Source organism: Flavicella marina, from assembly GCF_009193215.1.
Taxonomy (GTDB): domain Bacteria; phylum Bacteroidota; class Bacteroidia; order Flavobacteriales; family Flavobacteriaceae; genus Flavicella; species Flavicella marina.
Genome location: NZ_VYVA01000001.1, coordinates 354,105 through 368,235 on the forward strand (window position 1 = coordinate 354,105; position 14,131 = coordinate 368,235).

A 14,131-nucleotide genomic window follows, 5' to 3' on the forward strand; every position below is an offset into this window, starting at 1 on the left:
TGAAAATATTTTTATTAATTACACAAAACAAGAATAGCACAATCGAGTCTATTCTTTGTTTCTGAGGGTATATAAAATGTATGTATTTGTATGTTAAATAAAAAACTCAGTTATGTTTAGTAACTGAGTTTAAATGTATTGTTATTTCTTCTTTTGCCAGATTCGCACATATTCTATTTCGTAATCTACTACGCCATCTTCTTTTTCTCCCTCGGGACTATTCAATTCTAGATCCTCAAGAGAATCTGGGACTCCGTGCCAAGGAAATGTTTCTTGATCTAACCAAATGCTAATTTCACCATCTAACACCCAACCATTCGGATAACCTTTTGCCTTTGCATAGGCATCAACTTGTTCTCTAGTGGCACCTGTTTTGTATTTCCCATCAACGTAAAGTTTGACACCATTCTCATTCCATTCTATTCCGTAAACATGAAAATCATCTGCAACTCTAAATCCATAGTCTAAATGTTCTGTGTAAACACTTTTTCCTTTTCCTTCTCTGCTCCAATCATGAATAGACCACCACATTTCTGTATCTAAATGTTGTTTGTTCGGGTTTCTGCCGCTACCAAATTGCTCAAATATATCCAATTCAGTACCGCTACCGATCCCCCAAAAAGCACTTGTAATTTCAGCATCAGCCGCTTTGCTCTTGATTTCCATATAACCATACTTGAAAAATTTTCTACCTATTAAACAAGCCGTAGTAATGTTTTCGAATTTACTACGTATGTTATTTTTTCCCCACGGTTTACTTAACTCATCGCTAAACGGAAAATCTGGCTCCCATCTTGTTTCTAAAATTAACTTTCCATCTTCTAATCTATAGTTTTCACCAGAAAACTGAGATGGAGCTCTACCTTTCCATACTTTTTTATTTGGCTTATCTGGGTGTTTGTATACCGGTTTCCCTCTTTTTAATTTACCTACAACATACCACCTATCTTCATCTAAACGACGCTCTTCAAACTCATCACTAGCCTCTTCGTTTAAAACCCAAGCTCCCTTGTTCTCAGGATCTGAAAACGGAAACACCTCCTGTGCAAAACTATCCTGCAATGCAAAAAATGCAAGAAATAATACGATGATACTTATATTTTTATGAAACATATTTATAAAATTAAATTAAACCACTACAAAGTAAGTACTATAAACTACTTGCAGCTTTATATTAATTAACTACGAATAGTTCTATTTTACCAAAAAAACCTCAAATCGATATGATTTGAGGTTTTCCAAACTAAATCTTTGTTATTACCAAACCACCGGTAAGAACACACTCATTTCACTTTCTACACCTTTATTTCTATTTGACCAAGAATAATAAGGTACAAATTGCGTACTATAAGATTCTAAAACAGGTTTCGAAACCTTATTGTACATATTCTGATCTGACTTGTCTTTTCTCAATAAAATATCTCCAGAAATTGTCGTTACACCACCTAAAAAGTCAGCTTTATACTCAGCTTTCAAGGCAGAAGCATCACCTTTTACGTAGGCATCAACAATATTCGCATCTTTTGGTAAGTCTGCAGATTCTAAACAATATACCACTGGACCTCTTTTGATTGCAACTTGATTTCGAACTTCTTCAATTCTAGAATGACCTTCTACAAAAGTTACATCCATTGGGAAATCAATTGAAATTGCATCTCCTTTTCTCCACTTACGATTAATTACCGCAAATTCTCCGGCTTTCACAGCAACATCAACTGGCTTTCCGTTTACCATAATTGAAGTTCCTTCAGCCCAATTCGGAATTCTTAACATTACATCGAAAGCACTGCGTTTGGCTTTAGTTACTGTAATTTTAACAGCTCCTTCCCAAGGATACATAGTTTCTTGCTTTAAAGAAATCTTTGATCCATCTAATAACTTTGTATTTAAAGTATTTCCACCGTATAAATTTACAGCAACACCGTTTGGAGCTAAACTATATGCCCAACCTGATACTTTTGCCACAGTTCTTACTAAGTTTGGAGGACAACAAAAACAATCTAAATAAGGTTGACGTGTTGGATACTCCGTGTTCATTTTTTTGTAATCTCTTGATCCTTCAATCACTCTAAGAGGGTTTGCGTAATAGTACTTGTCTCCTTCTAGGTTAATTCCAGACAATGCACTATTATACAATACCAACTCCATGATGTCAGCATATTTAGATTCTCCATGCAAACCTAACATTCTATAACTAAACATTGAGTTACAAACATTTGCACAAGTTTCATTGTATGCTGTCATGTTTGGCATCATATACCCATCGATAAATCCTTCTTCAATTTTATCTCTATTTGTAGAAGCTCCATAATGTGTTTGACCTACAGCACCTGTTACGTACATTTTTTCTTCAGTCACATTGCTCCAAAGTCTATCCAATGCATCTACCAAGGCTTGTTCACCTGTCTCAGCGTATACATCTGCAGCACCAGCATAATAGTACAACGCCAATACAGCGTGCCCAACAGCCTCGCTTGATTTTCTCAATGGTGTACGCTCTTGTACCATATCACCAATCGGGTAACCAATTGTAGTAGATACTTCTGTAACTTTATATTTACCTCTATTATTGATAAACTTCTCTGCTAATTCTAAATATTTTTTATCATTTGTAGTTCTATACATTTCAACCAATCCCATTATTTGAGTTTGGTTAAACCCGAAACGCCCCAATAATTTATTATCTGGCATAAACTGCGTGTGTAATAAATCAGCATGCTTGATAGCAATATCTAAAAAGTTTCTCTGACCTGTTGTTCTATAATGAATACAAGCAGACGTCATTAAATGTCCTGAATTATACATTTCATGGTACTTACGATTCTCGTAACGATCTACATCTTCATTTAACTGAATTTGTGTTTGTAAATAGCCATCATTAGCTTGTGCTTTTTTAATGATTTCTATATAACCATCTAACTCTTTTAGTAAGTTTTCATCACCATTTTGAGAGTATAGGTAACACTCGGCTTCCATAAATTTATAAAAGTCACCATCATGCCAACGCATTCCTTTGTGCTCTCCTTCTTTTAATCCAGCTGCAATTTTAAAGTTATTCAATGCATGACCAACATCGCCAGTTAAAACTGTACGCATATAGGGAATCATCGTCTTTTCTGCAATTTTAAACTTCTCAGCCCAAAATCCTTCCGTCCAATGACAGTCTCCCATGTCGATACTTTTTAGCTTTACATGTTTACTATCAGAATTGTCAATAATACCTTTGTGCTGCGCACTTGCACTGTTTACCGCTAAAATTGAGCAGCTTGCAAATACCAATGCTTTCACTAAAGATTTTTTTTGTTGTTTGTTTCTCAAAATCATTATTAAATATTTTACCGTGAATGAATAGCCATTTCTAAAAAAAGGTCTATTCGTTTTTTTTCATTACCAACGATAGGTTCATTACTATACAAAGTAAATTCATAATATCAATTTTCCGTAAATAAAACTTACCCTCTATAGGCATTATTTTACCCATATAAGGATATAAACAAACTACAAAAAAAATACCGAGAAGATCACTTCTCGGTATTTCATTCAACTATTTTTATGAAAAATTATAAATCATAACCATAATTTTGCACTAAAGTCGGAGCTTTATTTACTTCACTTTGAGGAATCGGTAAATAATACAATGCTTCAAACCAAGGTCTTGTTACTACTGTTACTTCAGTAGGAGAAACAACACCAGCAGCATCTTTAGTCCATGAAAGTCCTTTTACATCGTAACCACCAACATGAGCTTGATTTCTCCATCTTCTTTCGTCGAAAAAGTTATGTCCTTCAAAACAAAGTTCAACTCTTCTTTCTCTCTTAATAGCCTCTAACAAATCTGCACCCGTAGCAGTAATTGCTGGCTGTAATGCTCTAGTAGATACTTTGTTCAAATATTTACGAGCCTCTACTTCGTTTGAAGCTGGCAAATTAAATTGCGCCTCAGCATAATTCAAATAGATCTCAGCCAAACGATACAAAATTCTAGGTCTCCCAGCAGATACAGTAGTTAAAGTAGTCAATGACTCATCTAGAAACTTTCTAATATTATACCCCGTTTTTGAAGAGTGTAAAGCATTCCCTAGACCTTCTGGAGAGTCTAATCCATGAGGATGCACATTCACATCTTCAGATAAGAAATACTCAACTTCTCTATCTCTATAGGTAGCTCCATTATAATTTAAATCCGCATAATAACGCATCTCTCTATTGTCATTAGGAGCAGCAGCATTGTACGAACCTGTTTCTGTATCCGATCCATCTGCCATATTAAACTCTAGTGCAAAATTAAGTGAAGGAGAACTTAGTGCCCATCCCCCGTAACCACTAGGCGACATTGTTTGATCCCATAAAGAGTTTACATCCGTACCGAAATCGTAATAAGCAGCCCCAAATGGTCTTGCAAATAAAATATCGTCATTCGGAGATAAAAATAAATTTTGGTACTCTGTTGCATCTGCAACAGCAATTAAATCTCGCTCTCCTACCAAATCAATGATTGCCTTAGCTGCATCAGATGCATCTTGCCATTTGGTAGTTTTCGTGTAATCATACATTGGTCCCATAGGTTCTGCACTACCGTCATGTAAAGGACTGGCAGCATATAACAAAACTCTAGATTTTACAGCCATGGCAGCAAGTCTTGTTGCTCTACCAAATTCATCTGCTGGTCTTGATACTGGTAATAAAGGAATCGCGGCATCTAAATCTTTTACGATAAAATCAACACACTCTTCATACGTATTTCTAACAATTGCAAAATCATCATCTAATTCATGGGCGGAATCAAAAAGAGGCACTCCTCCAAAATAATTGATCAATTTTGCATAACAATTTGCTCTTAAAAATAACATTTCAGCTTTGATAACATTAACTTTTGCTGGATCTTTAGCCATTGCTTCACTAGCATCGATTCTATCCATAAACTCATTAACTTCACGTATGTATAAGTAATAATTTCTCCATTTGTCTCCAAAAACACCTACATTTGATGGATTCCAACCAGCTCTCAATCTAAACTGATCTAAGTCTTTAAAATTAAATTTCCCTTCAAACGAAGCTGCTTCAATATTAAACCTTCGCCCCCACCAGTTGAACTTATTTACTCCCCAGCTTTCTGTACTATTGTATACTGAGTATAGCATTTTTTCAACTTGATCAGGATCACTATAAATCAAATCTTCACCAAAGGCGTCTGTCACATCTATATCTAAAATATCGTCGTTACAACTGGTTGCAAGAAATATCATTGCAACGCAGATATATATATATTTTATATTTTTCATCTTCTAAATTGTTTTAATTAAAATGTAAAATTCATACCTAAAGTATACGTCTTCAAAGAAGGATATGTACTTCCTCTAAAGTTGTTGTACCCAGCTGCTTCTGGATCCAATCCTAAATCATACACGTCTGAGAAAAATGTAAATAAGTTCAATCCTCTTACGAATAGTTTTACATCTGCAAATCTAATCTGAGATTTATTGAATGTATATCCAACCTCGATTTCTTTCAATCTCACGAAAGAAGCATCATGCAACCAGAAATCTGCTCCTTCAAAATTCTCAGAATCCCCACTTTGGTTTCCACTATATGGATCTCCTTGACCAAAGGCTCTTGGATAACGAGAGTCACGATTTTCTGGAGTCCATCTTTGTGTAAATACATGCTCAGGTTTCGCACCATTTTGATCAAAGAACACTAACATCTCAGCTTTTGCTTGACCTTGAAACAAGAAATGGAAATCGAAGTTTTTATAATTCAATCCTCCTGTAATACCATATTGAATTTGAGGAACATTTGACGTAAATGTTCTCACACGGTCATCTGCGTTGATCGTACCATTTTCATCTGTATCAATATAATAAGGTTCTCCTTCTACGGTTCCGTTTAATTTAGCAGGTGCCGCATCTACTTGAGCTTGATCTCTAAACACACCATTTGTTGGGTATACTATATAAGAATCAATAGAGTGACCTTCTCTTCTTAACTTATCTGGGATATCAACCGGTTCTGGCCATGACACTACTCTGTTTTGAGCATTTGTGAAATTCAATCCTAAATTGTACCCGACATTTCCAACTCTATCATTCCATGCCAATTCAATCTCATATCCAAAACTATCAACAATACCAATATTTTTTTCAGGTAAGTTGTTTATCCCTATTGCATCAGGAATAGCTGCTGTTTCATCCACCAAAATATCTTGTCTGTTTTGGTAGAAATAGTTTAAATCTCCTGTAAGTCTTCCACTAAACATCCCAAAACTCAAACCAATATTTTGCATGTAAGCTGTTTCCCAAGTAACATCAGGGTTTGGAACCCCAGCTGAACGAAATCCATTATTACTAACACCACCTTCACCTACGACATAAAAATTAGGTCGAGCTACATTGGTACCACTTCCGTAATCATATCTTGTTCTCCATTGATTTGGATCATCTGTTCTATCATTACCCATTTTGGCCCATGATGCTCTAAGTTTCAATGTAGACAACCATGAAACGTTGTTCATAAATCCTTCTTCGTGAATTGCCCAAGAAGCAGCTACACCAGGAAAAGTACCAAATCTTTTATTTGGTCCGAAATTACTAGAACCATCATGTCTGATTGTGAAGTCTAAGTAGTATTTTTTATCATAGTCATAAGACAATGCTGCAAAATAATTCACTCTTGACCAACTTTGTGATTCTCCATACGATTGTTGTCCATCATCATCTCCTGCAAATAACTCAGAATGATCAGGTGTTGGGAATCCTCTTCTTTCAGCCCAAAAATTTCTACGAGTAGACTCAGCCTGCTCATATCCAACAAATCCACTTACAGAATGAACATCATCAAACAATCTATTATAATGAACGGTTGCGTTTAACACTGTTTCATCGAATTTCCAAAAAGATTCACGTAAAACACGTTGTTGTCCTTGCTGAGAAAATCCTAAAGAAGGAACATATTCATCAGAACCTTCTTGGTATGTGTATACCGTCCAAGGTGTGTACCAGTTCTTCTCATCGTAACTTTGCTTTCTGATACCAGCCCATCCTTTTACAGAAAGCCCATCAGTAAGTTTATTCAAGTTCCAATCAAAAGAAAATCTACTACGTAAATCGTTGTCTTTTCTATTTACATTTCCAGAAGCATCCGTAGCCATTATATATGGGTTAGATCCATTTTCTCCACCCCAAGCAGGCAATCCGTTTGGATAGACACCAACTTCAGTTGGGAAGTTTGTATATACGTGTTTGTATATATAACTTTGAGATACACCTGGTGCATTTCTATCTCCAAATCTTCCTGATAAATCAACTCCAACTTTGAAATCTTTTGTAAGATTGATATCAATATTTGAACGAACCTGATTTTGTTTAAAGTTTAAGGACCCTGTACGGAACATCCCTTCTTGTTTGATGAAATCACCACTCACAAAATACTTTACTCTTTCTGTACCTCCTGATACCGAAATAGATGTTCTAGATTCTGGTGCTGAGCTCTTAAAAGTTAAATCTCCCCATTGTGTACTCGGGTAATTTAAAGGATCGTTACCAGCAGCGTATTTTGCAATATCTTCATCAGAAAAAGGTTGTGTTAACCCATTTCTTTCAGCAATTTCATTTTCGTAAATAGCATATTGCTCAGAAGTCATTTGATTAGGAAACGCAGAGAATTGCGAGATACCATAAGAAGTGGATAAGTTTACCGTTGGTTTTCCAATACCACCACGTTTGGTAGTAATTAAGATAACCCCATTGGCTGCTCTTGCACCATAAATAGCCGCTGCCCCATCTTTTAACACCGTTAACGATGCGATATCTTGAGCAGATAATTGAGAGAATGACCCTGAAGGCACACCATCAATCAAAATTAAAGGCTGATTGTTTCCTGGTGTTGCTTTACCACGAATCAAGATTGAAAGATCATCTTCATCAGTAGATCCAGGTACACCACCTCTATCACTAATGATCACCCCAGTAACTTTACCAGAAAGTGATTTTGCTAAATCTTTGTTTGTTGTTTGTTGTAATGTTTCAGACCCTACAGTACTTACAGACCCTGTTACATCACCTTTTTTTCTCGTAGTATATCCTAGAACTACTACTTCATCAAGGCCTTCCACATCGGCCTTCATTGTAACGTTAAGATTTGTGTTGGTACCTACTGAAATTTGCTGGTCAGAAAATCCAATATAAGAAAAAACCAAAACAGCATCTCTGCTGTCTACATTGATTTTGAAATTACCGTCAAAATCTGTTTGCGTTCCTTTTGAAGTACCTTTGATCATTACATTTACTCCTGGCATTGGTCCCTGATCATCTGAAACCGTACCTGTAATTTCTATTTGCTGAACTGGAGCAAATACAACTTCTTCAGAAGTCAAATTTAAGTCACTTGATTTGATTGCAGTGAATTCATTTGCATTCACTTCATTTAAACCTAGTGATACACAAAAAGCAGAGAAAAGTGCTTTCTTGAAAAATCGACTAGTCACTATGCCATCTAAATTAAGACAGGTAGTAACCGGTTCTAGTTTTCTAATTTTTTTCATAAAAATTGAGTTTAGTTAGAATTGGTTAAATAATTCGTAGAAACCTCAATCTTGTAAAATCAGAGAATCAACACATGACATAGGTTAATACTTTTACCTATGTTAATGTCTTAAATTAACATAAAAATGTTGAATTTTAACAAAAATTTAGTTTCTACTCTACAAAACTCAATATTTATTAGACGCATAAACGGATGAAATTTACCCACCGATCACCTTATTTTACCATCGGGATAATTTTTATATTGAGCGTCTATAATTTTTTGGAGTACAACCCATCACTTGTTTGAATTGTTTATTAAAATTAGTAACAGACTTATAACCAACAAGGTAACAAACCTCATTAACAGGATAGTCTTCCTGTACTAATAGTCGAGAAGCATTTCTAATTCTTACCTCATTCAAAAAACGAGTAAAAGACTTATTTGTCATTTTTTTAAAAAACCTACAAAAAGAATTTGTAGTCATACAAGCAACATCTGCCACATCTTCTAGTGAGATATAACTAGCATAGTTGTCAGAAATAAACTTTAACACTGTATCGATACGATCTGAATTATTTGTCGTGTATTGTCTCATGTCGGATGATGACAATTGAATACGATCTTCAGATATAGATAAATTATACAATATATTCAAAAGCTTAATCGATTGTTCAGGTCTCGTTGCATCGTAGATACCAATTAAATCTTTATGTAATTTTTTAGATATTTTATTGCCAAATGAAACTCCGTACTTTGACTGAGAAAGCATTTTTTTAATCTCTGCAAATTCTGGATTATCAAAAGCACCTTCACCAAGAAAATCATAATTGAATTTCATTACAATGGTGTTCACACTATCAAACTGTCCTTCGGTATAGTATTCAGGATCATTTCTCCAAAGGTGTGGTAAATAGGGACCTACTAAAACCAAATCACCAGGCTCAAAATGTGCAACACTATCACCAACAAATCTAATTCCAGTACTTTTCGTTATGTACAACAATTCGTATTGTGCATGGTAATGCCAAGTAGCATCTAAGCAAGGAACTTCCTTTTTAGTAACACTCAATCTTTCGTTAACTAACGTGTCTGTATTTTTTAAAACTAACTTCATGGCTAAAATATTGGTAAAGTTAAAATCGGTTTATTCTATCTCTCGTTTTGTTTTCAATTAACAAAAGAGACATACACAAATCTAGGCACAGCTTGCATCTCATAATTAAACCTGAGTACATGAGATATATACCTGAGTACACAAACACTCTAACACACCGTATTCATTGAGAAAAACAAAACAAAAAACACAGTATAAAAACACACGAAATAGTTTCTACACACTCAGAATTAACCCTTAAAAGATTTAAAAACATGGGTAATATCCGAGAAAACATGGTTAAAATACGACCAATCAAGTCAAATAGCTTGAACGCAGAATTAACGTAATATTGACAATAGCAACTCTATATTACCCCTCCTTTTGACGCGTAAACAGATGGAGACACACTATAAAACTCTTTAAAGGCTTTGTTAAAATGAGGTCTATTTTTAAATCCTGTTGACAAAAACACTTCATTTACCGACATTTTTTGTTGTACCAACATCGTTGCAGCTTTCTTCAATCGATATGTTTTTAACAAATTATATGGTGTTTGATCAGTAAGTGCCTTTACCTTTTGGAAAAAATGAGTTCTGCTTAAAAACAGTTCTTTAGCAAATGAATTGATATCAACATCGGGATTGTCTATGTTATCATCCATCAAACTATAGAGTTTCTCTAAAAATGCCAAATCGACATTAACGATTTCATCTTTTTTTCTCGTCAACGGAAGATTTACCTCAAACCGCTCGCGAAGCAACTTTCTACCTTGTAATATCGATTCTAATTTAGAGATCAACAGTTTCATTTCAAATGGCTTCGTGATATAACTATCAGCTCCATCCATTAATCCTTTTACCTGTTCATCAACATCAGCACATGCAGTAAGCAATACGATTGGAATATGGCTCGTATTGATATCTGATTTCACTCTTCTGCACAATTCAAACCCATTTAATTCAGGCATCAAAACATCACTAATAATAAGATCAGGCCATTCGGTCGCAAGTGCATCGAGGCAAAGTTTTCCATTTCGAAATGTAGAAACCTTAAAATATCCGCTTAGCGCGTTTGAGATAAACATGCGCATATCGTCATTATCTTCAGCTAAAAATATACTCGCACCAGAAATACTTTCATCTACATCGATATTTTCTAATTGCTTTTGATCCGGAACAAACTTAACGCTATTATATTCCCGCTCAGTTGCAAGAACCTCTTTTTCTTTCTCTATTTGTACTTCTGAATAACCTTCAATGACAATCGGGAGCTGAAACGATATAATGGTACCTTTTTCAAATTCACTTTCAGCGACAATATTACCATAATGCATTTCAACAAGACGTTTAGAAAATGCCAATCCGATTCCGGACCCTCCAACACCAAAACTATTTTTCTTTCTCGAATGGTAAAATCTATCAAAAACATGTGGTAAATCTTCGGGCTCAATTCCTTTGCCAGTGTCTTCAATAGCTACACATAATTTATTGCCTTCTTGATAGTAGCGAATAGTAACTGTATCGTCGGGTTCCGTAAACTTGAAAGAATTACTCAATAAATTGGTCAAAACTTTCTCTATTTTATCATAATCAGCAAAAACATAGATCGCATGTTCTGGCTTCTGGATTTCCAGCTTCTTTTGGTGGTTTATCACATGTAACTCAAAATCTTTTGAAACCTCATCTATCAAGTCTTTAAAATAAAAATGTGATTTATTGAGCTTTAGCGCATTCGCATCAGATTTTTGGAAATCGTGAACTTGATTGACTAGCTGTATGATTTTTCTTGTCTGTCTTTGAATCATTTCTAAATGACCATAAATATCAGTTTGTTTTCTAAACTTTTCTGACAAGATAGATACAGGACCAGAAATAAGGGTGAGCGGTGTTTTGATCTCATGGGAAATATCTGAAAAATACCTCAATTTTGCTGCACTTATCTCATTTACCTTATCTTTTTCGAATTGCTCTAATTCTAAATCATGCTCTAGTCTAATATATTGTAATCTATAATTCACAACTCCAAAGACAACTACTACAATCAACAAGACATATAGCAACCTTGCGATGGTAGTATTCCACCAAGGTTGTAAAATTTTTATTTTTAACTCTTTTGCATCTGTCCAATCGTTCAATGAGTTTGAGGCCTTGCATTTCAATATATATTCTCCTGGAGGCAAACTGTTAAAGTTTATTGTTTTCTGTGAACTAGGAACTTTTATCCATTCAGCATTGGTAGGGTACAGTTGATATTTTATATAATATTTACTTGGGTTAGAAAAATGCAACGAAACTACATCAATTGAAATGATATTTTGGTCGTGCTCTAAAACCAACTCATTTGTATAATCAAGATTACTATTTAAAACAACACTGCCATTTATTGTATCTTTTGGTTTGATTTCGTGATTCAGCACTTTTAGTTTGGTAAAACTCAATTGCGGCAGTGGCTTATAAAGTTCTAGTTCTTCATATTTGAAATAGAAAAACCCTCGATAGCCATTCAACAATAAAGTACCATTATCAAATAAGGTATTTATATCTCTAAACTCTTCAAATGGCAAACCATCTTCTTTATAAAACTTGGCAAAACTTTCTTCTTTAGGATTGAATTTATTGAGTCCGAAATTTGTCGGAATCCAAATGTTATTCTTTTTGTCAACGAATAAATCCTGCACATTGTTATCAGACAGACCTTCAGTTTCTGTATATGATTTGAAAGTTAATTTGTCATTATCTTCGTTTACTTTACTGATTCCACCTCCTGCAGTTCCAACCCACAATACATTATTTGGCCCTCTTTTTATTGCACTTACATAATTATAAGGTAAAGATTCAACATCATTCACATCTGCTATACATTGAATAATTGGCAATTGATCCAATGGGACATCTTTTTTTAATTCAATACGATACAAACCATCATGTATGGTACCCAGCCACAAATAATTATAAATCGGATCGAAATAAAAATCGCGCATGTAGTACAACTTGTCTTTGATGAAAAATGGGTTATTAGAAAGCAATTCTGCATTAGAAAATTTATCATTCTCAAACTTGAGACGAAAAATAGAATTCACACTATGAATCCAAATATCTCCAAACTGATCTTCTTCGATAGAACGAAATGAAATCAAATCAGCTAAGTCTTCACACTTTATCAGTTCAACCTTTTTGCTTTTATTATGGACTTTATATAACTTTTTATTTCGATACCAAACCCAAGTATTGTCTTTAGAATCAACCAAAATATCAACAACATTGCTATTGGAAATTCTCCTAAAACTTATGGGTAATTTTTCCTTTTTCCCGGTGGCTATGTTTATTAAATCTACACGACCATTTCTGGTAATCACATACGCTCGCTGATCATCAATCTTTGATATATTTAATATTCTGTAGGCGTTGATGTCGTTACTCAACACATCTTCATTAGAGAATTGCTTGAAGGGTGTTTTTCTGGATTTCAATTTATAAACACCTTTATCAAAAGAACCTATCCAGGCTCCCTTATTTTCCGTTATCAGGATAGATGTTATATTACTATGTTCCGTTTCTATTTTAAACTGAGAGTGTACAACATTCTTCTCGAGTATAAGCTTGAAAACATTATCTATAAAAGACAAACCTGTATATCGTTTTCCTAACCATAAATTACCTTGTTTGTCGATAGTTGCAACGTTAAATCTCGTGTTTTGAAATCCCTTATACAAGTTTGTATAAAAGAACCCTTCTTCAAGTATTTTAAAAGAATAAATAGCAACTCCTGTTTCAAGTGTAACCAAAAGCTTATCATTATCGAAAACTTGCAAAGCCTTTGCATTCTCAAAAGTAACATCAGGAAGTAATTTGTATTTTTTAGTGACTGTATTAAAATGAAGCATTCCAATATTTGAAGAAATCAATAAGTTATTGACATCTAACAAAACCAAATCGTTTAATAAAATTGGAGTATTCGATAATTCCGAGGGTATCGAATGTTTATCCAACAACCTTTGACTTGAATTAAAAACCAAAACACCTTCTTGCCATGTCATGGCATACAATAGCCCTTTACTATCATTCTCAACTATTTTCAACACCCCAGGTCCCTTGTCTAATTTATTCTTGAGTTGATTTGAATACAAGGGAGTAAATCGATCTAAAACATAATCATAGATAGTAATTCCATTATCTGTCCCGATCCAAATAAGCCCATTTGCATCTTCCCAAAGAGATCGAATTCTATTACTAACTAGTATTTTTTTATTGGTAGTATTTCTATATTTCTTTATGTCATAGCCATCATACCTATTCAATCCATTAAAAGTACCAATCCAAATATACCCCCTTGAATCTTCTAACAAACAGGTTACACTATAATCCGACAAACCTTCAGAAACAGAAATGTGCGATATCGGTTTTAATTGACTTTCTTGTGCGAACAACGCCTTCGAAAGAAAGAAAAACGCAACATAAAGGAAGTACTTTTTTACCATGATTTAATATTACGATATTTTTTAATTATTTTTTA

The 14,131-nt window shown here is 34.4% G+C and carries 6 protein-coding genes; all 6 read right to left on the reverse strand.

Features of this window, described 5'->3' with window-relative positions:
* Positions 1-141: 141 nt before the first annotated feature.
* The 6 genes from F6P99_RS01365 to F6P99_RS01390 all read right to left on the reverse strand — a co-directional run bounded on the left by F6P99_RS01365 (position 142) and on the right by F6P99_RS01390 (position 14,096).
* Positions 142-1,113 (reverse strand): family 16 glycosylhydrolase, encoded by a 972-nt coding sequence (locus F6P99_RS01365; protein WP_152285649.1) that lies wholly within the window; start codon positions 1,111-1,113, stop codon positions 142-144.
* Positions 1,114-1,257: 144 nt separating this feature from the next.
* A complete protein-coding gene (locus F6P99_RS01370; protein ID WP_152285650.1) occupies positions 1,258-3,324 on the reverse strand; it encodes a glycoside hydrolase family 127 protein in 2,067 nt (688 codons plus the stop codon).
* A 236-nt stretch (positions 3,325-3,560) separates the two neighbouring features.
* Positions 3,561-5,282, reverse strand: a complete 1,722-nt coding sequence (locus tag F6P99_RS01375) for a RagB/SusD family nutrient uptake outer membrane protein (protein WP_152285651.1) — start codon at positions 5,280-5,282, stop codon at positions 3,561-3,563.
* A gap of 17 nt (positions 5,283-5,299) precedes the next feature.
* Positions 5,300-8,539, reverse strand: coding sequence for a SusC/RagA family TonB-linked outer membrane protein (locus F6P99_RS01380; RefSeq protein ID WP_152285652.1), 3,240 nt, complete (start codon positions 8,537-8,539; stop codon positions 5,300-5,302).
* Positions 8,540-8,779: 240 nt separating this feature from the next.
* Entirely contained in the window at positions 8,780-9,637 is an 858-nt protein-coding gene (locus F6P99_RS01385) for an AraC family transcriptional regulator (protein ID WP_152285653.1), read from the reverse strand.
* A gap of 346 nt (positions 9,638-9,983) precedes the next feature.
* Complete coding sequence (locus F6P99_RS01390; RefSeq protein WP_152285654.1) at positions 9,984-14,096, reverse strand: hybrid sensor histidine kinase/response regulator transcription factor; 4,113 nt, start codon at positions 14,094-14,096, stop codon at positions 9,984-9,986.
* Positions 14,097-14,131: the final 35 nt, after the last annotated feature.

Bases quoted from the DNA above. Each gene is read 5' to 3' on its own strand.
- F6P99_RS01365 (WP_152285649.1), bottom strand. From the start codon at position 1,113: ATGTTTCATAAAAATATAAGTATCATCGTATTATTTCTTGCATTTTTT.
- F6P99_RS01370 (WP_152285650.1), bottom strand. From the start codon at position 3,324: ATGATTTTGAGAAACAAACAACAAAAAAAATCTTTAGTGAAAGCATTG.
- F6P99_RS01375 (WP_152285651.1), bottom strand. From the start codon at position 5,282: ATGAAAAATATAAAATATATATATATCTGCGTTGCAATGATATTTCTT.
- F6P99_RS01380 (WP_152285652.1), bottom strand. From the start codon at position 8,539: ATGAAAAAAATTAGAAAACTAGAACCGGTTACTACCTGTCTTAATTTA.
- F6P99_RS01385 (WP_152285653.1), bottom strand. From the start codon at position 9,637: ATGAAGTTAGTTTTAAAAAATACAGACACGTTAGTTAACGAAAGATTG.
- F6P99_RS01390 (WP_152285654.1), bottom strand. From the start codon at position 14,096: ATGGTAAAAAAGTACTTCCTTTATGTTGCGTTTTTCTTTCTTTCGAAG.